Source organism: Blautia sp. Marseille-P3087 (assembly GCF_900120195.1).
GTDB lineage: Bacteria > Bacillota > Clostridia > Lachnospirales > Lachnospiraceae > Blautia_A.
This window is the reverse complement of the sequence record NZ_LT635539.1, coordinates 1840808-1861778: the sequence shown is the minus strand read 5'-3', so window position 1 is coordinate 1861778 and position 20971 is coordinate 1840808. Positions and strand designations below refer to the sequence as shown.

Below are 20971 nucleotides of genomic sequence, written 5' to 3'. Positions count from 1 at the left end.
ACCATACTAAATGAGAATCTGGCAACTGATTCCATAAAAACAGACCTATAAATACTGGAAGCAGTGTTATAACGATGGACATACGATAATAATTAATATATCATATTGATAATTTCAAAGTGACGGAGGAAAGGATATGAGTATTATTTTCCACGAAGGATCAAAAACATTTCATCTGTTTAATGAGGAGATCAGCTATATCATTTGTGTGCTTTCAAATGGACATATCGGAAATTTGTATTTTGGTAAAAAAATTCATGACAGAGAAGATTTTTCATATTTGATCGAATCAAAGCAGAGACCGATGACAGCGTGTGTCTATGAGGGAAACCGCAAATATTCACTTGAACATCTGAAATTGGAGTATCCGGTATACGGAACATCTGATTATCGTAATCCTGCTGTTGAGATCCTGCAGGAGAATGGAAGCAGAATCTCAGAATTTAAATATATCAGTCACGAGATCACAGATGGCAAACCGGAGCTTGCAGGTCTTCCGGCTACTTATGTGGAAGAACCAGAGGAAGCCCAGACTCTGTGTCTGCGACTGAAGGATGAGGTGACAGGCATAGTGCTGGAGCTTCTCTATAGCATTTTTTCCGGAAAAGGCATTCTGGCCAGAAGTGCCAGATTTATCAATGAGGGAATCGCTCCAGTACACTTGTTAAATGCAATGAGTCTTAGTCTTGATCTGCCGGACAGTGATTATGTGTGGATGCAGTTTTCTGGTGTATGGGCAAGGGAACGCCATATCATAGAACGTAAACTTGAACAGGGAATTCAGGCAGTTGGCAGCATCAGAGGAAATTCTTCACACGAGCATAATCCGTTTATTGTGTTGAGACGGCCATCGACAACTGAAACATCCGGGGAAGTCATGGGATTCTCTCTAATTTACAGTGGAAATCACAGAATGCAGGCAGAGGTGGATACGCATAATACAACTCGTGTTACAACAGGTATCAATCCGCAGAATTTTGACTGGAAGCTGGACTGTGGTGAAAGCTTTCAGACGCCGGAAGCAGTGGTAGTATTTTCAAATCAGGGATTAAATGGAATGAGCCAGACTTTCCATAAATTATATCAGAAGAGACTGGTGAGAGGCTATTGGAGAGACCGGCCAAGACCGGTTCTCAATAATAATTGGGAGGCAACTTATTTTGATTTTACGGAAGACCGGCTGGTTGAGATAGCAGCAAAAGCGAAAGAATGTGGAGTAGAGCTGTTCGTTCTGGATGATGGCTGGTTTGGAAAGAGAAGCAATGATTATACGGGACTGGGTGACTGGGTAGCGAATAAAGAGAGGTTACCATTTGGAATCAAAGGTCTGGCAGACCGTATAGAAGAAATGGGAATGAAATTCGGACTGTGGTTTGAACCTGAAATGGTAAATAAAGATTCTGATCTTTACCGTGCACATCCGGACTGGATTCTGCATGCACCTCAGAGAGCTTCCTGCCACGGTAGAAATCAGTATGTACTGGATTTTTCCAGAAAAGAAGTTGTGGACTGCATTTATGATATGATGTACAAGATACTTTCAGAGTCAAAAATATCTTACATCAAATGGGATATGAACAGAAGCATTACCGAATGCTATTCTGTGGCACTTCCGGCAGATCGTCAGGGGGAGGTATTTCACAGATATATTCTGGGAGTTTATAATTTGTATGACAGATTAACCACTGCTTTTCCACAGATTCTGTTTGAATCCTGTGCAAGCGGCGGGGGAAGATTTGATCCGGGAATGCTTTATTATGCACCACAGGGATGGATCAGTGATGATACTGATGCGGCGGAGCGTGTAAGGATTCAGTATGGAACCAGCATGTGCTATCCGATAAGTTCTATGGGAAGCCATGTTTCGGTAGTTCCGAATCATCAGTTAAACCGAATCACATCATTGCATACTCGGGCAAATGTAGCGTACTTTGGAACCTTTGGATATGAACTGGATCTGAATAAATTAACAGATGAGGAAATCGCAGAGGTAAAAGCACAGATCGTATTTATGAAAGAATACAGAGAGCTTATCCAATTTGGAAACTTCTACAGACTTAAGAGTCCGTTTGACGGAAATGAGACAGTGTGGATGACTGTAAGCGAGGATAAGAGAAAAGCACTTGTATTCTGGTACAGAGAGAGAAATGTTGTAAATGCAGAGTTCACCAGAGTTCGCCTGCAGGGACTGGATCCGGATCTTATTTATAAAAATGAGTATAACGGAACTGAGAACTATGGAGATGAACTGATGAATCTGGGGTTACTTACTACAGATGTGACGGCAGGAGAACCGACAAACGAAGATCTGCCTTGTACTGACTATGAATCCAGAATCTATGTTTTAACTGCAGAGTAGAGATAAAAAAGCAGATAGATGATCACACAGGATCATCTATCTGCTTTTCATTATTTGATCTTCCAGAAGCAGTTCATCGAAGGTATTGCAACATCAGGTGGTAAACTTTAAAAAAATAAATGATTAAAAGTGATAAAAGGCAGGGGCATCGACCATTGCATTATTCTACTGTACATTAAAGCTCCATAAAGATGGAGATATCAGAGTAATTCATGACTTTTTTAGGAGTTTCAAACAGAATTTTAAACAGTCGACACTTATCTGGATTCTGATGCTGGCAGCCGGAGTGCTGATCCATATGGAAAAAAGCGCTCTGGCAGTGATTACAATCCTGCCAATGACAATGACACTTGTAGACGCCAAACTTTTCCCGGTATATATGCTGATCTGGCCGATGGTGGGATTTTCACTGACAGCTTATGCAGATTCATGGTTTATGTGGAAATTGTTCCGCCCGTATTTTGCCCAGGATGACGGGGAAGAGTTTGTGAAAGATACAGAACCGGATCAATACGTCTTCTAAAAATATTTTATAAACGAGAGGTACAGATTATGGAATGGATTAAGTATCACGAAAAAGAAAAAGTATTTGAGTTAAAAACAAAAAACAGCACTTATCAGATGCAGGTAAGAGAGTATGATACTCTGGTTCATCTGTATTATGGAAGTCCGGTAGGAGATACACTCATCACAGACAGAATCATTGGTGTGGACAGAGGATTTTCCGGAAATCCTTATGAAGCAGGAAAAGATAAGACATTTTCCCTGGATACACTTCCACAGGAATATACAGCATATGGAAATGGAGACTATCGTATCAATGGTCTGGAGACAGAGCAGGCGGACGGAAGTGACACTGCAAATCTGAAATATGAATCCTATGAGATCTCAAAAGGTAAATACAGCCTCGAGGGACTTCCGGCAATGTTTGCAAAGGAAGATGAGGCAGAAACACTGGAAATCGTTCTGAAAGACCATGCAAGCGGATTGCGTGCGCATCTTCTTTATGGAGTATTTCCGCAGCTTGATGTGATCACAAGAGCAGTACGCCTGGAAAATACAGGTACCGCACCGGTCACAGTAAAAAAAGCAATGTCCATGGAGATGGACTCTGGAAAACGGAGACATTTTTGAGACTCCGGAAGTGATCATGACATATTCCGCAGAAGGTTTTGGAAAGCTTTCCAGAAATTATCATGATGCATACAGAAGCAACCTGATCCGCAGTAAATATGTGGAGCAGCCGAGACCGATCCTGGTAAATAACTGGGAAGCTACATACTTTGATTTTGACGCAGATAAGCTGTATCATATCGCAGAAGAGGCGAAAAATATCGGTCTTGATATGTTTGTTCTGGATGATGGCTGGTTTGGCAAGCGAGACAATGATTTCTGTGCACTTGGCGACTGGGTAGTAAACGAAGAGAAGATCAAAGGCGGACTTCCGGCACTTGCAGAGAGAATCCATGGTCTCGGCTTGAAATTTGGACTCTGGGTGGAGCCTGAGATGATCAATGAGGACAGTGATCTTTACAGAGAACATCCAGACTGGGCATTAAAAATTCCGGGACGTGCCATGAACAGAAGCCGTCATCAGTTGAATCTGGACATTACAAGAAAAGAAGTTCGTGATCATGTCATGAATCAGATATTCAGTGTTCTGGATGCATGCAAAGTGGATTATGTGAAATGGGATATGAACCGCAGCGTAGATAATGTCTTCTCAGCAGCACTTCCGCGAGAGTGTCAGGGAGAGGTTTATCATAGATATGTTCTTGCAGTTTACGAAATGATGGAAAGTCTCGTTCAGAGATATCCGGATCTTTTATTTGAGGGCTGCTCTGGCGGTGGCGGAAGATTTGAAGCCGGAATGCTTTATTACTCTCCGCAGATCTGGTGCAGTGACAATACAGATGCAATCGACAGACTGAAGATTCAGTACGGTACATCTTTTGGATATCCGATCAGTGCAATGGGGTCTCACGTGAGTGTATGTCCGAACCACCAGTCCGGAAGAATCACACCGTTTGAGACAAGAGGAATCGTAGCATCAGCAGGAACTTTCGGATACGAGCTGGATCTGATAAAGATGTCTGAAGAAGAGAAAAAGATTGCAAGAGAGCAGATTCTGAAATATAAAGAGATGGAACATCTGGTGCAGACCGGGGATTACTATCGTCTTGTGAATCCATTTGAAAATAACAACCATGTGCTCTGGCAGTTTGTTTCCAAGGATAAGAAAGAGACTGTTGTATGCGGAGTCAGACTTCACAGCGAAGCAAATCCACATATCTATCTGTTCTACCCACAGGGTCTGGATGCAGATATGAAATATGAAGATGTTGTTACTGGAAAAGTGTATACAGGTGCTGCTATGGCACCTGCAGAGCTTTGCTTTGATACCCTGATGGAAGTTGCCAAAGCCGCCCTGTGCAGAAGGGGATACACTTCACAATATGCCATTTACAGTTACACCGGAGAGTGTATTTGCAGCAATTAAGGCAGCAGATGCGTATGGCAGATATTATCTTGGAGAGGAATAAGCGGAGTATAATGTTTTTTGTACAAAAGTGACTTTACAAATCCATTCGGAAAAGGTAAGATTCTTTTATAAAATATTTTATAAAAGGAAACTTTGAGATGGCTGGAACGGAAAAGAAAAACAGTACAAAATTTCAAATTATCAATTATATTATAAATCATAAGGCAACGTCTAAAGTGGAATTGTCCAGGAATCTGAATCTCAGTATGCCAACGGTCTTGTCTAATGTAAATGAGCTGCTTGCCAGTGGAATTGCAGTTGAAATGGGAGAGTATGAATCTACAGGCGGACGAAAAGCAAAAATGATCAGTATCAATCCTGCATATCGTTATGCAGTTGGAATTAGAATTACTGCAAAACATGTAGAGTTTGTGCTTGTAAATCTGAAATCCGAAATTGAAAAGTATAAAAGAATCCGGCTGGAATTTTCAACAGAAGCTTCTTATTATTCACGGCTCAGAGAAGAACTGCATCATTTTCTTGCAGATGTAGAAAATCAGGACAGAATTCTTGGAATTGGTATTTCTGTTCCGGGAATTATAAAGCCAGGTGATGGAATACTGATCAAATCACATGCGCTTCAATTAGAAAACTATGGTCTTGGTTTTCTTGAGCAGACATTCTCGCTTCCTGTATATTTTGTGAACGATGCAAATGCAGCAATGATGGCAGAAGATTTAGACAGATATAAAAATGCACTGTATCTGTCTCTGAATAATACTCTTGGTGGAGCATTTTGTATTGATGGAAAATTAATACAGGGAGAGAATCAGAAAGCCGGTGAATTTGGGCATATGATTCTGGTCCCGGAAGGAAAGCAATGTTATTGCGGAAAGCTGGGATGTGCGGATGCTTATTGTGCAGCGAGTGCATTGACAGATGAAACATGCCAGACACTGGAAGAGTTTATGAAGAGTTTGGAAAATAAGGAAACCAAAGCAGAAGACCTCTGGCAGGAATATTTGAAAAATCTGGCAATTTTGATATCAAATTTACGAATGGCATATGATATGGATATTATTCTGGGAGGTGAAATTGGAGGATATCTTACAGAGTATATGATTCCATTAGGAGAAAAAGTAATGGAATATAATGGTTTCGACCATGATGTGCGATATCTGAAAATGTGTTCTTACAAGAGAGAGGCATCTGCAGTGGGGGCGGCAAAGCATTTCCTGCAGGAATTTATAAAAAATATATAATCATGATGTCAGCATCATAAATTTAAAATCCAGAGAGAAAACACAGAAAAGAGTGTTTTCTTTCTGGATTTTTTGCTTTGAAGGAAATTACTCCTTAATATTGTAGTAAAAATGCATAAAATCAGAGGAACAAACTTGTGCAATAGGCAGAAGTGAATAAAAGGATATTGACAAATACTGGCAAGTGAATAATAATGTAATTACTTTAATAAAACGATTAATAAAAGATAATAAATAAAGGAGGAATTAATTATGCTACAGCAGGTAATGACAAATCCAGGAGAAATTATTTTCAGAGAAGTTCCGGTTCCAGAAATAAAAGATGATCAGGTATTGGTCAAGATCATGAACATTGGAATCTGTGGATCTGATATTCATGTATATCATGGAAAACATCCATTTACCAAATATCCGGTTACGCAGGGACATGAAGTATCAGGAGAAATCGTAAAAGTTGGAAAAGATGCTTCAGTTTTTCGGGAGGGACAGAAAGTAACAATTGAACCGCAGGTTTATTGCGGACACTGCTATCCATGTCGTCACGGAAAATACAATCTTTGCGAAGAATTGAAGGTTATGGGATTCCAGACAACAGGAACTGCTTCAGAGTATTTTGCAGTAGATGCATCCAAGGTAACACTGCTTCCGGAAGAGATGTCTTATGAAGAAGGTGCAATGATCGAGCCTCTTGCTGTAGCTGTACATGCTGTGAAGCAAATGGGCGATGTAAAAGGAATGAACATTGCAGTTCTTGGTGCTGGTCCGATTGGAAATCTGGTTGCACAGGCTGCGAAAGGAATGGGAGCAGCAAAGGTTATGATTACTGATGTCAGTGATCTTCGTCTGGATAAAGCGAAGGAATGCGGCATTGATGTATGTGTAAATACAAAAGAGAAAGATTTCGGGGAGGCAATGGTTGAAGCATTTGGACCGGATAAAGCGGATGTGATCTATGATTGTGCAGGAAATAATATCACAATGGGACAGGCTATCAAATATGCAAGAAAAGGAAGCGTGATTGTTCTGGTAGCTGTATTTGCAGGCATGGCATCAATTGATCTTGCAGTCGCAAATGATCATGAACTGGATATTAAGAGTACTATGATGTATCGTCACGATGATTATATCGATGGAATCACACTTGTAAATGATGAAAAGGTACATTTAAGACCTTTGATATCCAAAACATTTGCATTTAAGGATTATCTGAAGGCATATCAGTATATTGATGACAACCGCGAGACTACCATGAAGGTTATCATTAACGTTCAGGAAAAATAGAATTCCAACAACATTCTGACAGGGAGGAAGATATGGGGAACGAAAGTAATAATGGGAAAGTGCCACTGATCAGTAAGATCGCATATGGATTTGGAGATGTAGGCTGTAATTTCAGCTGGATGTTTGTCAGTAATTTTCTGATGATTTTTTATACAGACGTGTTTGGAATCAGTATGGCTGCAGTGTCAGCCCTGATGCTCTTTTCAAGATTCTGGGATGCGATCAATGATCCAATCGTAGGCGGTCTGACGGATAAGACGCATACAAGATGGGGAAGATATCGTCCATGGCTTCTTGTAGCTGCGCCTATTACAGCAATTCTTCTGGTGCTTTCTTTCTGGGCACATCCAGACTGGTCAAATACAGCGAAGATTATCTATATGGTGATAACCTATTGCCTCCTGGTATTAGGTTATACCTGTGTAAATATTCCATATGGAACACTCTGTGGTGCTATGACACAGGATATTGATGAGCGTGCCAAGATTAATACTTCCCGTTCTGTGTCAGCAATGATTGCGATAGGAATCATTAATATTGTTACAGTTCCCCTGATCAGTAAGCTAGGAAGCAACAGCGCAAAGAGTGGTTATCTGTTAGTTGCAATCATTTATGGAGGCATCTTTGCTGCCTGTCATTTCTTCTGTTTCGCAAAGACAAAAGAACAGGTAGTAATTCCTGAGAAAGAAAAAATCTCATTAAAAGTACAGTTGAAAGCAGTTATGCAGAACAAACCATATCTTCTGGCTTTGGTTGGGCAGGTATTGTTTGGATTTACATTATATGGAAGAAATGCAGATATTTTATATTATTTTACTTATGTAGAGGGAAATGCCTCTTATTATACAACATATTCTATGTGTATTATCATTCCGTCCATTATTGGTGCGGCATGCTTTCAGCCAGTATTTCGGAAGCTGAATAATAAAGGAAGAACTGCATCGATTTTTGCGTTACTCACAGGTATTGCAATGCTGGCAATGTACTTCTTTAATGTCAAAGAATCACCAGTTGCATTTTATGCGCTTGCAGGGATTACACAGTTTTTTTTCTCTGGGTTTAATACAGCAATTTATGCAATTATTCCGGATTGTGTGGAATATGGTGAATGGAAGACGGGACTTAGAAATGATGGATTCCAGTATGCTTTTGTTTCTCTTGGAAATAAAATCGGAATGGCGATTGGCACCGCGCTTCTCGCAGCATTGCTTGGAAAATATGGTTATATAGCAAATCAGGCACAGAATCCGGAAGTAATTGCAATCATGAAGCATGCATTCTCGACAATACCGGGAATTCTGTGGATCGTTACGGCAATTGTTTTATTCTTTTATCGATTAAACAAAAAACGCTATAACGAAATCGTAGAAGATCTGAAAAAAGGAAAAAGTCAATGAATGGGGACGGTGTTTGCAGAACAAAATTATAGTAATATTGTAAGTATTAATTTTGTTCTGGAGCCTAAATATAAAACGATATCTCAAGGAAAAAAAGAACATGGAATAACAGTAGAAGAAGTTTGAGTATATTAAACATATGGTAATAATGCCTAAAAACATAAGACATTTTTTTAGTAAAAACTGCTTTTGAAACCAGGATAAAATAGTTTTATAATATTCATAACGGCGGGGAGCGTAATCATGCAGTAAAGCAAAAAATACGTTGCTCGCTTTTATAAAATTAATTCCAGGAGGAAGCACATATGCATGAGTATGAAATTTTTATTGAGGATATAAATCCCTGTGGAGGAGAACAATACAGTAAAAAAACACTGATCGAGGCAGAGGCAGCCAGCCCGGAAGCTTATGTAAAAGAAAACGGAAGATTTCCGATCTTGGAAACCACAAGTAATGAGAATGGAGACGTAGTAATAGTAACAGGCGATAATAACGGTTCTTTTGTACGATATACATTTACGGAATAAAAGTGCCGGTCAGTTAGGAGCGGGTTTTGTGAAATCCAGAAATTCCGACGGCATGGGTAAACAATGAAAAACTGAGGGAAAAAAGTGTACTGCTACAGATGCCAGGTATTTTCAGCTGGCAGAAAACCTGTTATATATGGAGCTGGGAGTTGCTCTTGGAAAACCAAAACAGGAAGTATGTAGAACGATTATTGAGTACATTATGAACAATGGACAATAAAATTCTGTTTGACATTTAAAAAACAGGAAATATAATTACAACAAACGAGTAGCAAGTAAGCATAAATCCAGTTTACCGGCTGCTCGTTTTTACTTTGTAAAAAAATAATTCTAAAAGGTATATATTTATAATGCAAGTGTATGATACAATTGGTTGTGAATACGAAGAACTAAGGAAAATCATATATGCTAAATAAAAAAGATTTCTTAAAATACGCTTCAAAACTGGCGTTTCCGATCATGATCCAAAATCTGATCGGAACTCTGGTAAACATTGCTGATACGGTAATGCTTGGGTATGTAAGCCAGACTGCCATGTCGGCTTCATCCCTTGCGAACCAGTACACTTTTATTCTTTTCTGTTTATATTATGGTATGGCCACGGGTGCTTCAGTTTTATGTGCACAGTACTGGGGAAAAGGTGATAAAAAGACAGTAGAAAGAATTCTCGGCCTGGCGGAACGAATCTCACTGATCGTTTCCCTCGTGTTTTTCGTGATTTCTTTTTCTATGCCAACTACGATCATGAAGATCTTTACAAGCAGTCCGGATACGATTGCTGCCGGCAGTGAATACTTAAGGGTAATTTCATTTTCATTTATGTTTATGGGATTCTCTCAGGTTTTTATGAGCGCCCTTCGAAGTATCGGAAAAATAATGCTGCCTTCTGTCACGTACATTGTTTCGCTTTGTGTCAATGTAATTTGTAATGCCACCTTTATCTTTGGTCTGTTTGGATTTCCAAAGCTCGGCGTTACCGGTGTGGCTCTTGGTACTGTCATTGCCAGAATCACAGAAGTACTGATCTGCCTCATTTATTCATTAAGAAGTTCCGATGTCAGATTCCGGATCAAATACTTCTTTGCGAAATCAGGTATTCTGTTCCAGGACTTTATGAAAATTGCTACCCCGGCTGTAATAAATGATGTTGTCTGGAGTTTTGCCAGTTCAGCATTCGCAGCAATCCTCGGCCATATTGGTGATGATATGGTTGCCGCAAATGCGGTTGCTGTTATGGTGGTAAATATTGGTGCGATCGCCTGTCGTGGTTTTGCCAATGCGACTACTATCATTGTCAGTCAGGAACTGGGTAAAGATAACATTGATGCAGCAAGAGAATATGGAAAGCGCATGCTCAGAATAACAATGGTTGTTAGTCTGGTCGGATGCGTCATTATTCTGGCACTTCGTCCTCTGATACTGGATTTCTATCGGGATAAACTGACAGAGACGGCCATTTATTATCTTGGCATTTTTATAATTATGACAACCTGGCGCCTTGTGGGAGAAGGCATCAATACCTGCCTTATATGCGGCTGCTTCAGAGGGGGTGGTGATTCCAGATTTGGAATGATCATAGATTCCATCTTTATGTGGCTTGTTGCAGTTCCACTTACCTTTCTTGCAGCATATGTCTTAAAACTGCCGCCTGTCTGGGTATACTTTGTAATGACTCTGGATGAGTTCGAAAAAATGCCGGTGGTCTTCATCCACTATATCAGAGGTAAATGGCTCACAAACATTACCAGAGATTTTGAATAAAAAAGACAGATGTATTAACCGGAGGTGCGAAACATGACTATCAGAAAAGCTGAAGAAAAAGATATTACAAGAATTATTGAGTTACTGGGGCAGGTGTTGCAAATCCATGCGGACATAAGACCGGATATTTTTATTCCCGGTACAACAAAATATACAGTAGAAGAATTAACAGAGCTTTTAAAAAATAAAGAAAAACCGATATATGTTGCTGTGAACGAGACTGATGTTTGTGTAGGATATGCCTTTTGTCAATTGCAGAAACAGCCTTTCTCAAATAATATGGTGCAGTTTAAAACGATGTTCATAGATGATCTCTGCGTTGACCAGCAGGCACGAGGTCAGCATATCGGCGAAAGTTTGTTTGAGTATGTAAAAGAAGAAGCCAGGAAAATGAACTGCTATGAAGTGACATTAAATGTATGGGCAGGAAATACTTCCGCAGAAAAATTCTATGAAAAAATGGGAATGAAAACAAAAGAGAGGCAGATGGAATACATTCTGGATAATTTATGAAAGAAATATTTAACATTTGAATTTGAACATACACAAGATATAAAAGGAGGCCGGATAACAGATGATTCGTCTTCAGGATATTGCCGAAATGGCTGGTGTCAGCCGTACCACCGTATCAAATGTCATAAATGGAAATACCAAAAGAGTTTCCCAGAAAACGATTGATAAGATTACAGCGATCCTTAAAGAACAGAATTATGTTCCGCATATGGGATCAGTGATGCTTTCCGGTCATGGTTCCAGAATTATAGGAGTAGTGCTGGGGTTTACTTATGCTCATGGCATGCAGTCCCTTCAGGATCCGTTTGTGGGAGAACTTATTGGAAACATCCGTATGGAAACGGAAGAAAAAGGATATTATGTTATGCTTATCGGTGGCGAAGACATTCAGAATGTAGTAGACATTGCTTCAAAATGGAATGTTGAGGGACTGATCATCCTTGGGTATAATGAAGAAAGATACCGCAGTCTTTCACGTAAGCTGAATAAGAAAATGATTTTGATTGATGCTTACCCTGAAGGTGCATATACCTTTCAGAATGTCGGCGTAGATGATTACTCTGGAGGATACCAGATAGGAGAATATCTCTATTCCTGTGGATACAAAAAGGCTTTGTTTATTGCAGAAACGGATAGAGACAGTGACTATTATCGATGGATGGGCTTCAAGCAGGCGATGGAAAAGAAAGGTGGATTCTGCAGTCGTTCCCGATACATTGTTGTTCCGGGTAAAAAAAAATACCGTCTCAGGAAATACGAAGAACTTTTACCGCATTTCTTCGAAGCTAAGGCACTGGCTTTTTCGTCAGACTATGATGCAATTGAAGCAATGAACTTCTTCTTTGATAAGGGAATCAAGGTTCCGGATCAGATTTCCATCACAGGTTACGATGACAGCATGTATGCGAGTATGGTCCGTCCAAAACTGACGACAGTTCATCAGAATATCCAGCAAAAAGCACATATGGCACTGAAACGTCTGATGCAGCTGATTCAGGGAGAAGAATTGAAGGAATTAAATATAAAAAGTCCGGTTTATCTGGTAAAGAGGGATTCTGTCAGAGAATGACAGAGTCCTTATTTTTTTGTCTAATATGCATAAAAACAAAATTAAAACTTTGGTTAGATTTTAAGTTTCGCGAGAAACCTGTTGATTTTACTGAGATACAGGGTTTATGATAAAGCTACCGAAAGGGAACTGGACAGACGTGTCCGATGTGGCGGATCATCCGACGGAAAATCTTCTGCAAAGGGTGGAAAAACAGAGCTGGAACAGTTTTCAGTAGATTATAACCTGGCGTTTGCTTCTTATCTGCTGGTACTTATTCCTGTACTTCTGGTATATCTTTTCTGCCAGAAATGGATCATGAATGGTGTTGTTGCCGGAGCAGTCAAGTAAGAGTGTAGATTACGGAAGCAGTGCAGCAGAGGAGTGATTCGCAGTTATCAGTAAACAAAACAAGAATAAAAAAACAGGAGATCAATAACATGGAGAAAAAATGGTGGAAAGAAAGTGTGGTATATCAGATATATCCAAAAAGTTTTAAAGACAGCAACGGAGATGGCGTAGGGGATATCAGAGGAATCATACAGAAACTTGATTATCTCAAAGAGCTTGGCGTAAATGTGTTATGGATATCTCCGATGCTGGAATCACCTCAGGATGATAATGGCTATGATATTTCTGATTACCGCAGGATTTATAAAGAATATGGAACTATGGAGGACTACGAGGAACTTTTGTCAGAAGCTCACAAAAGAGATATCAGAATCCTGATGGATCTCGTAGTCAACCATACATCGGATGAACATAACTGGTTTGTTGAAAGTCGAAAGTCAAAAGATAACCCATATCGTGATTATTATATTTGGAAAGATCCTGTAAACGGAAAAGAACCTAATAACTGGGGTGGAGTATTTGGCGGTTCTGCGTGGGAATATGATCCGCAGACGCAGATGTATTATATGCACCTGTTTTCCAAAAAGCAGCCGGATCTTAACTGGGAAAACGAAAAAGTACGCCAGGAAGTTTATGATATGATGAAATTCTGGTGCGATAAAGGAATCGATGGTTTCCGCATGGATGTGATCAGTATGATCTCAAAAGACCAGTCATTCCCGGACGGAGAAATGAACAACAGCCTTTATGGTGATTTTGGACCATACTGCGTACATGGCCCAAGAATTCATGAGTTCCTTCAGGAAATGAACAGAGAAGTTCTTTCAAAATACGATATTATGACAGTTGGTGAAACCTCAGGAGTAACAATTGAAGAGGCACAGAAATATGCAGGTGAATCCAGAAATGAACTGAATATGGTATTCCAGTTTGAACATGTTGAGAACGGAAGCGGTGATTATGGAAAGTGGACAACTGAAAAATATGATTTCAAAGAGTTCAAACGTATCATGATCAAATGGCAGGAAGAACTGCAGGGCAAAGCATGGAACAGTCTGTTTCTTGGAAATCATGATCAGCCGAGAAGTGTCAGCCGATTTGGAAATGATAATCCGGCATACAGAGAAACTTCTGCAAAAATGCTTGCAACCTGTCTTCATATGATGCAGGGAACGCCATATGTGTATCAGGGCGAAGAGCTTGGTATGACAAATGTTTACTTTGACAAACTGGAAGATTATCGTGATATTGAGAGCATCAATTTCTTTACAGAGCTTACAGAATCAGGTCTTATGACTCCGGAATACATGATGAAATGTCTGATGCTGAGAAGCCGTGATAATGCCCGGACTCCAATGCAGTGGGATGATTCTGCACAGGCCGGATTTACAGATGGTGCTCCATGGATCAAAGTGAATCCGAACTATAAAGAAATCAATGCGGCACAGCAGCTTGCAGATCCGAACTCAATTTTCTATTATTATCAGAAACTGATTCGTTTGCGTAAAGAAAAAGACATTATTGTTTACGGTGGATTTAAACCGCTTTACCGTGACAACGAGCAGATTTTTGCATACATAAGAAGACAGGAACAGGAAAAACTTCTGACAGTCTGCAATTTCAGTGACAAAAATGCAGAGATGGATATTCCGGAAGAATTCAAAGGAGCAGAATGTCTGATCACAAATCTTGACAGAACTGTATTTGAAGGTAAAACTGTTTTAAAACCATATGAAGCATTTGTACTATATAAAAAATAAGAGGTAACACAGAGATGATCAGAAAATACAGATATGGAACTCCGTTTGACACGGAGGCACTGACCGAAAAAATCGAAACAACTGAGAGCGTTTTTCCATATGGAGAGATCAGCCAGAATGATGAATTTGCATTTACCTATATTATGGACGAAGATGACATTGTCTATGGCCTGGGCGAATCCAACCGTGGAATCAACAAGAGGGGTTACTGTTATATCAGCAACTGCACAGATGACGCAATTCATACAGAGGACAAGCGTTCTCTGTATGGAGCTCACAATTTCATTGTCGTGAGCGGTAAAACTACATTTGGCCTGTTTTTTGACTATCCGTCAAAGCTGACCTTTGATATCGGGTATACCAGAATGGACACCCTCAAAGTGTCCTGCGAAAATGCAGATCTGGATATTTATGTGATTGAAGGTGAGAATGCTTACGATATCGTAAAACAGTTCCGCCATGTGATCGGACGCAGCTACATTCCGCCAAAGTTTGCCTTTGGTTTTGGACAGAGCCGCTGGGGTTATACAACAAAAGAAGATTTCCGTGCGGTGGCAAAAGGATATCGTGAGAATCATATACCGATCGACATGATCTACATGGATATTGACTACATGCAGGATTTTAAGGACTTCACAGTTAATGAGAAAAACTTCCCTGATTTTCCTGAATTTGTAAAGGAAATGAAAGACCAGGAGCTTCGTCTGATCCCGATTATTGATGCCGGTGTCAAGGTGGAAAAAGGCTACGAGGTTTACGAAGAAGGTGTAAAAAACAACTACTTCTGTAAAAGAGAAGACGGCAGTGATTTTGTTGCGGCTGTGTGGCCGGGAGATACGCACTTTCCGGATATGCTGAATCCGGAAGCCCGTAAATGGTTCGGGGATAAATATCGTTTTCTGATCGATCAGGGAATCGAAGGATTCTGGAATGATATGAACGAGCCTGCAATCTTTTATTCTTCAGAAGGACTTGCAGAGGCAAAAGAACTTGCCGGAGAATTTGCAAAAGATGCGGAAGGCAAGATCCATCCGTGGGTTATGCAGGCAAAGATGAAAGATATTGCTAACAGTCCGGAGGATTACAAAAGATTCTATCACAATGTAAATGGTAAGAAAATCCGCCACGACAAAGTGCATAATCTTTTTGGTTATAACATGACAAGAGCAGCCGGAGAGGCATTCGAACGCATTGATCCGGAAAAACGTTTCCTGATGTTTTCCAGATCTTCTTATATTGGAATGCATCGTTACGGAGGAATCTGGATGGGAGACAATAAATCCTGGTGGTCACACATTCTTTTAAATCTGAAGATGCTTCCATCTCTGAATATGTGTGGATTTATGTACACAGGCGCAGACCTTGGTGGATTTGGTGACGACACGACCAGAGATCTTCTGCTCCGTTTCCTTGCACTCGGTGTGTTTACACCTCTGATGCGTGATCATGCGGCAGAAGGAACAAGAGAACAGGAATGTTACCAGTTCGAAAACATCGAAGATTTCCGCAGCGTCATTAACGCTAGATATCGTCTTGTGCCGTATCTTTACAGTGAATACATGAAAGCTGCGTTGAATGACGATATGTACTTTAAGCCACTTGGATTTGTTTATCCAGATGATAAGATGGCAATCCGTGTTGAAGACCAATTGATGCTTGGCAACGAGATTATGATCGCACCGGTTTATGAGCAGAACGCAAGAGGTCGTTACGTTTACCTGCCGGAAGAAATGAAATTCATCAAGTTCATGCCAGATGGAAGCATTTTCGAAGAAGTCCTTGCAAAAGGAGTTCATTATGTGGATGTTGCCCTCAATGAAGTACCACTTTTTATTCGAAGCGGCAAATGCATTCCGGTTGCAGAAGCAGCTGAGTGCGTAAAGGATATTGACACAGAGAAGCTTAAGATGCTTGGATATGAAGGCAGCAGCTATACTCTGTACGAAGATGACGGAATCCATAAAGATTATGATAAGAAAGAAAATTATAGGATTCTGACGAAATAAGGTAATAATGAAATTGAATATGTTTGGATGAATTTAAGGCTGACAGTCGTGTGAGGGGACTGTCAGCCTTAATCTTTATTGTAAAGTACTGTTTGAGTATAATTTGACTAGTTTATTGCAGGAATAAAATATCTGCTAAGATAAATAAAAATATAGTTATGTTTCGGCATATTCATGGTGAATAGTCATGAATGCCCACTGATCTGGGGAGAGTTCACAAAATCTTCACAAAAAAATTAGCACTCACCTCTTGACAGTGCTAACAATACGTGTTATATTACAGCTAGAACAAAGGAAGAGAGATAAAGAGCTAAGAAGATGAAAGAAAATCTCTTAGATATCACTCATACCAACCGGGTTCCGAATTAAACTTATTTCAATATAGATTATTAAAAAAGGGAGAGATGACTTATGTTAATGCCTAGTATTTTTGGAGAAAACTTATTTGATGATTTCTTTACACCGTTCTATTACGATGACAAAGATGAGAAGAAAGCAGAAAAGAAACTTTATGGACACAGAGCACAGAATCTTCTGAGAACAGATATCAAAGAAACCAAGGAAGGTTATGAACTGGTTATTGATGTACCTGGATTTAAGAAAGATGAAGTAAAGGTAGCACTGAAAGATGGTTATCTGACCGTCAGTGCAGCCAAAGGTCTTGATGAAGAAGAGGATGACAAGAAGACAGGACGTTACATCAGACGTGAACGTTATGCAGGAGCCTGCGAGAGAAGCTTCTATGTTGGCGAAGATGTCACACAGGAAGATATCAAAGGTGAATACAAACACGGTATCCTGAAACTGTTTGTTCCGAAGAAAGAAGCAAAACCAGTTTCCAACGATCCGAAGTATATTACCATTGAATAATCGATGGCTAACTGATTTGACAGAATTTCGGCAGATAATATCTGACAGGTAAAAGTTTATGGTACTGCCCGAAGACTTCGGGCGGTGCCGTTAAATATAGATTTGAAGGCAACAGCCGCAAGGCTTAAATATAGATTTTTTATCATAAAAGGAGAGATGACTTATGTTGATGCCTAGTATTTTTGGAGAAAACTTATTTGATGATGATTGGATGAACTTCCCGTTTAACGATGAGTTTTGGGGCAAGAAAAATCCACTTTATGGTAAACATGCACAGAACATGATGAAAACAGATATCCGTGAGACCGACGGCAGCTATGAACTTGATGTAGATCTTCCTGGATTTAAGAAAGATGAGATTAAGGTTCAGCTGAAAGACGGCTACCTGACACTGGCAGCAGCCAAAGGTCTGGATAAAGATGAAAAAGATAAAGAAGGTAACTACATCAGACGCGAACGTTATGCAGGAACCTTAAGCAGAAGCTTCTATGTTGGCGATGCTGTCAGCGAAGAAGATATTCATGCAAAATACGAAGACGGTATTCTGAAACTTTCTGTTCCGAAGAAAGCACCGAAAGCCGTTGAAAAAAATGGTTACATTGCAATCGAAGGTTAACCTTCCAATGCTTATTCTCCCCATATATGTCCGGGATCCGTAAGGATCCCGGCTTTTTTTGTGTAATAGGAAATTACTCCGTAATGTTCCTATTACACAAAAACGCTCCGCGAGGATGCGACCAGATGCATGTGGAATATGTCTGCTAAAGCAGACTGCATCTGGCGCGCAAAGCGTAACAAGTCCTTCAAAGATTGAGGGATTCAGGGAGTTTGAAGCGGACTTGTCCGCTTTGTTCTGTAATGAAAAAATGTCACCATAATCACGTAAAAACAAAAAACTATCCTTTCGGATAGTTCCATAAAGAAAAATACTCTGCTACAATAAAGATACACTACATAAAATCTGAAAATCAAGAGGAGGGGAGTATGAAGAAAAACATTCAATCTGTAAGCGAAACCTACATATGCCCGAAAAAAGCAGGGTATAAATTCCGCTCAGCCCGGAAATTCCATACTCCACTTTATCTTTATGGAGTGACTGGTATTGGGAAGACTGCATTGATTTTAAATAATGTTAATATGAAGAAATGTAGTTATTACAGTGCTACAACGATTCTTGCAGATGAGATCAATATAGAAAAGAAAACTACTGAGCACACTGTTGTGATCGATGATCTCCAGTCACTTGCGGATTCTTCCCAAAAAGAAGCTTATTTTGAAAAAATAAAAGAACTGCTCGGCAGAGAAGACATATGGCTGATCCTGATTTCACGGTGTCCGTGCCCACGCTGGCTGTTGCCACTTCGTGCAAAATATATCTTTGTAGAAATCGAAGAAGAAGATTTTCTTTTTTCTCTTGATGAGCAGATTGCATACATAGAGCAGTTCGGACTTGAACTTCCGCATGAACAACATCAGGCGGCATGGAGTATAGGTGGCGGAAATCCATTGTCGCTGTTCTTTTATGTCATGGAAAACTGTAATCTGGAGCGGACGATTAAGCGTCAGTGGGATTATCTGGAGGTTCATGTATATGATCAGTGGGATCTGCAGCTTCAGGAATTTTTTATGGATGTTTCAGTCGTAGAAGAATTTACAGTTCAGCTTGCAACAATGCTGACCGGCAGGCGTGATGTAGAAAAGTTGATCTCACAGGCTGAAGAAACAGGAAATTTCTTTGAAATATGTGGTACAAACGGAATCTGGAGATGCCGCTGGCCGATGCGTAAATCTATGCAGCAGAGACTTCGCAGACGCAAAACCGCAGAACAGATCGAGCGTCTATATTACAGTGCAGGGTTATATTATGAGATTAACGACCAGATTCCGGAAGCACTTGATATGTATGAAAAATATAATGATATGGATAGCATTTCAAGACTTCTGACTGCAAATGCAAGAAAAAATCCTTCCAGCGGGCATTACTTTGAACTTCGCAGATATTACCTGGAACTTCCGGACAACATTGTGGAAAACAGTCCTGTTCTTATGGCGGGACTCAGTTTACTGCAGTCAATGTTGATGAATATCGAAGAAAGCAATCGTTGGTATCGCGCATTGGAAAAATATGCAGAGGAACATACGGGGAGTGAGAAGCGGGAGGCAAGAAACCGCCTTCTTTATCTGAAAATCGCATTGCCACATACGGGAAGTGCCGGACTGATCGATATTTTCAAGAATGCGGATTTGTTACTGCGCGACCGAAAAGCAGTACTTCCGGAGTTTTCTGTTACGAGTAATCTTCCGTCTCTGATGAATGGAGGAAAAGATTTCTGTGAATGGAGCAAACATGACAAAGAACTTGCGTGCGGGATCGGCATACCGGTAGCATTTGTTCTTGGCAAATATGGCAAAGGTCTTGTTCCGATGGCACTCGCAGAAAGTTATCTGGAAAAGGGACAGGATATTTTTGAGATTTTTTCGCTTGCAGAAAAAGGAAAAATGGAGACAGACAGCGGCGGCAAGCTGGAAATGTTTTTTGTCGGTGTCGGTCTGCTTGCATGGCTTTCGGTTTTAAACAGAGATGCAGAAGGTGCAGAAAAAACGTTGCTGAGTTTTCGGGAACGGGCGAAGAAAGATGCACCGAATCTGCTTCCTAATATAGATGCTTTTTTATGCCGTGTGCATTTATACATGGGAAAAGATGTGGCAGACTGGATGTCACAGGCACCGGATGAGAGCAGAGAATTTTGTACCATGGATCGTTTCCGTTATCTGACGAAAGTAAGAATCTACATACAGAGGGGGCAGTATCAGGCAGCGTATTGTCTGATTCAGCAGATTCTGTATTATGCAAAGCTGATGAAACGAACTTACATATATATGGAAGCAACGCTTCTTCTGGCAATCGTACAATACCGGATGAATCAGCCAGCGTGGAAAGAAACACTGCAGGGGTGCATAAGCAGGGCAGAAGAGTACCATTTCGTACGGGTTCTGACCAGAGAAGGTTTGGTGCTGATGCAGATGCTTGAAAAAGAAAAATTTATCTGGCAGGATGCAGAGTACAAAAATCAGGTTCTGACAGAATGCCGGCAGATGGCAGAAGCATATCCATCTTATCTTATGGAAGAAGTAGAAGAGCAGATCTCTTTAAGTACCAATGCAGTCAAAATACTGAAATTACAAGCAGAAGGCATGGCGTCAGCGGCTATAGCCCAAAGCATGAAACTTTCGGAAGCGACAGTGAAATACCACTGTCGGGAAACATACCGTAAATTAGGCGTTAAAAATAAAACAGCAGCAATCGCGGAAGCGCGAAAAAGAAAATTAATCTGAATATTATCAGACAGGAGG

16 protein-coding genes and 2 pseudogenes are annotated in these 20971 nt (G+C 40.3%); all 18 read left to right on the top strand.

Annotation, left to right across the window (positions count from 1 at the left end; all coding sequences use genetic code 11):
* The first annotated feature begins 136 nt into the window (after positions 1-136).
* The 18 genes and pseudogenes from BQ7344_RS08860 to BQ7344_RS08780 all read left to right on the top strand — a co-directional run bounded on the left by BQ7344_RS08860 (position 137) and on the right by BQ7344_RS08780 (position 20953).
* Positions 137-2359 carry an alpha-galactosidase gene (locus tag BQ7344_RS08860; RefSeq protein ID WP_072522294.1) on the top strand — a complete coding sequence of 741 codons (2223 nt, stop codon included), beginning with the start codon at positions 137-139 and terminating at the stop codon, positions 2357-2359.
* A 154-nt stretch (positions 2360-2513) separates the two neighbouring features.
* Positions 2514-2645, top strand: a pseudogene (locus tag BQ7344_RS16815) (DUF624 domain-containing protein); the annotation flags it as partial.
* 12 nt (positions 2646-2657) lie between these two features.
* Positions 2658-2882 carry a hypothetical protein gene (locus tag BQ7344_RS16515; RefSeq protein ID WP_235816084.1) on the top strand — a complete coding sequence of 75 codons (225 nt, stop codon included), beginning with the start codon at positions 2658-2660 and terminating at the stop codon, positions 2880-2882.
* 29 nt (positions 2883-2911) lie between these two features.
* Positions 2912-3493 (top strand): glycoside hydrolase family 36 N-terminal domain-containing protein, encoded by a 582-nt coding sequence (locus BQ7344_RS16510; RefSeq protein ID WP_235816083.1) that lies wholly within the window; start codon positions 2912-2914, stop codon positions 3491-3493.
* Between the two features lie 16 nt (positions 3494-3509).
* A complete protein-coding gene (locus BQ7344_RS16505; protein WP_330392832.1) occupies positions 3510-4859 on the top strand; it encodes an alpha-galactosidase in 1350 nt (449 codons plus the stop codon).
* A gap of 140 nt (positions 4860-4999) precedes the next feature.
* The gene (locus BQ7344_RS08840) at positions 5000-6103 is read left to right on the top strand and encodes an ROK family transcriptional regulator (RefSeq protein ID WP_072522292.1); all 1104 of its coding nucleotides are present in this window, start codon (positions 5000-5002) and stop codon (positions 6101-6103) included.
* Positions 6104-6355: 252 nt separating this feature from the next.
* Positions 6356-7384 carry a zinc-dependent alcohol dehydrogenase gene (locus BQ7344_RS08835; RefSeq protein ID WP_072522291.1) on the top strand — a complete coding sequence of 343 codons (1029 nt, stop codon included), beginning with the start codon at positions 6356-6358 and terminating at the stop codon, positions 7382-7384.
* A gap of 32 nt (positions 7385-7416) precedes the next feature.
* Complete coding sequence (locus tag BQ7344_RS08830; protein WP_072522290.1) at positions 7417-8781, top strand: MFS transporter; 1365 nt, start codon at positions 7417-7419, stop codon at positions 8779-8781.
* A 305-nt stretch (positions 8782-9086) separates the two neighbouring features.
* Positions 9087-9308: a hypothetical protein gene (locus tag BQ7344_RS08825; protein WP_072522289.1), complete on the top strand. Its 222-nt coding sequence runs from the start codon at positions 9087-9089 to the stop codon at positions 9306-9308.
* A gap of 405 nt (positions 9309-9713) precedes the next feature.
* Complete coding sequence (locus BQ7344_RS08820; protein ID WP_072522288.1) at positions 9714-11069, top strand: MATE family efflux transporter; 1356 nt, start codon at positions 9714-9716, stop codon at positions 11067-11069.
* Positions 11070-11102: 33 nt separating this feature from the next.
* On the top strand, positions 11103-11582 hold the full coding sequence (locus BQ7344_RS08815) for a GNAT family N-acetyltransferase (RefSeq protein ID WP_072522287.1): 480 nt from the start codon (positions 11103-11105) through the stop codon (positions 11580-11582).
* Between the two features lie 61 nt (positions 11583-11643).
* Positions 11644-12651, top strand: a complete 1008-nt coding sequence (locus tag BQ7344_RS08810) for a LacI family DNA-binding transcriptional regulator (RefSeq protein ID WP_072522286.1) — start codon at positions 11644-11646, stop codon at positions 12649-12651.
* Between the two features lie 204 nt (positions 12652-12855).
* A pseudogene (locus BQ7344_RS16805) lies at positions 12856-12981 on the top strand (carbohydrate ABC transporter permease); the annotation flags it as partial.
* Positions 12982-13070: 89 nt separating this feature from the next.
* On the top strand, positions 13071-14741 hold the full coding sequence (locus BQ7344_RS08800; RefSeq protein WP_072522284.1) for a glycoside hydrolase family 13 protein: 1671 nt from the start codon (positions 13071-13073) through the stop codon (positions 14739-14741).
* Positions 14742-14755: 14 nt separating this feature from the next.
* Positions 14756-16747, top strand: coding sequence for a glycoside hydrolase family 31 protein (locus tag BQ7344_RS08795; RefSeq protein ID WP_072522283.1), 1992 nt, complete (start codon positions 14756-14758; stop codon positions 16745-16747).
* A 411-nt stretch (positions 16748-17158) separates the two neighbouring features.
* Positions 17159-17617: an Hsp20/alpha crystallin family protein gene (locus BQ7344_RS08790; protein WP_044925124.1), complete on the top strand. Its 459-nt coding sequence runs from the start codon at positions 17159-17161 to the stop codon at positions 17615-17617.
* A 163-nt stretch (positions 17618-17780) separates the two neighbouring features.
* Positions 17781-18233 carry an Hsp20/alpha crystallin family protein gene (locus tag BQ7344_RS08785; RefSeq protein WP_072522282.1) on the top strand — a complete coding sequence of 151 codons (453 nt, stop codon included), beginning with the start codon at positions 17781-17783 and terminating at the stop codon, positions 18231-18233.
* A 368-nt stretch (positions 18234-18601) separates the two neighbouring features.
* Positions 18602-20953, top strand: a complete 2352-nt coding sequence (locus BQ7344_RS08780; RefSeq protein WP_072522281.1) for a LuxR C-terminal-related transcriptional regulator — start codon at positions 18602-18604, stop codon at positions 20951-20953.
* Positions 20954-20971: the final 18 nt, after the last annotated feature.

What these genes read in the sequence shown, in the direction of transcription:
- BQ7344_RS08860 (WP_072522294.1), top strand. Translation starts at nt 137, where the DNA reads ATGAGTATTATTTTCCACGAAGGATCAAAAACATTTCATCTGTTTAAT.
- BQ7344_RS16515 (WP_235816084.1), top strand. Translation starts at nt 2,658, where the DNA reads ATGGAAAAAAGCGCTCTGGCAGTGATTACAATCCTGCCAATGACAATG.
- BQ7344_RS16510 (WP_235816083.1), top strand. Translation starts at nt 2,912, where the DNA reads ATGGAATGGATTAAGTATCACGAAAAAGAAAAAGTATTTGAGTTAAAA.
- BQ7344_RS16505 (WP_330392832.1), top strand. Translation starts at nt 3,510, where the DNA reads ATGACATATTCCGCAGAAGGTTTTGGAAAGCTTTCCAGAAATTATCAT.
- BQ7344_RS08840 (WP_072522292.1), top strand. Translation starts at nt 5,000, where the DNA reads ATGGCTGGAACGGAAAAGAAAAACAGTACAAAATTTCAAATTATCAAT.
- BQ7344_RS08835 (WP_072522291.1), top strand. Translation starts at nt 6,356, where the DNA reads ATGCTACAGCAGGTAATGACAAATCCAGGAGAAATTATTTTCAGAGAA.
- BQ7344_RS08830 (WP_072522290.1), top strand. Translation starts at nt 7,417, where the DNA reads ATGGGGAACGAAAGTAATAATGGGAAAGTGCCACTGATCAGTAAGATC.
- BQ7344_RS08825 (WP_072522289.1), top strand. Translation starts at nt 9,087, where the DNA reads ATGCATGAGTATGAAATTTTTATTGAGGATATAAATCCCTGTGGAGGA.
- BQ7344_RS08820 (WP_072522288.1), top strand. Translation starts at nt 9,714, where the DNA reads ATGCTAAATAAAAAAGATTTCTTAAAATACGCTTCAAAACTGGCGTTT.
- BQ7344_RS08815 (WP_072522287.1), top strand. Translation starts at nt 11,103, where the DNA reads ATGACTATCAGAAAAGCTGAAGAAAAAGATATTACAAGAATTATTGAG.
- BQ7344_RS08810 (WP_072522286.1), top strand. Translation starts at nt 11,644, where the DNA reads ATGATTCGTCTTCAGGATATTGCCGAAATGGCTGGTGTCAGCCGTACC.
- BQ7344_RS08800 (WP_072522284.1), top strand. Translation starts at nt 13,071, where the DNA reads ATGGAGAAAAAATGGTGGAAAGAAAGTGTGGTATATCAGATATATCCA.
- BQ7344_RS08795 (WP_072522283.1), top strand. Translation starts at nt 14,756, where the DNA reads ATGATCAGAAAATACAGATATGGAACTCCGTTTGACACGGAGGCACTG.
- BQ7344_RS08790 (WP_044925124.1), top strand. Translation starts at nt 17,159, where the DNA reads ATGTTAATGCCTAGTATTTTTGGAGAAAACTTATTTGATGATTTCTTT.
- BQ7344_RS08785 (WP_072522282.1), top strand. Translation starts at nt 17,781, where the DNA reads ATGTTGATGCCTAGTATTTTTGGAGAAAACTTATTTGATGATGATTGG.
- BQ7344_RS08780 (WP_072522281.1), top strand. Translation starts at nt 18,602, where the DNA reads ATGAAGAAAAACATTCAATCTGTAAGCGAAACCTACATATGCCCGAAA.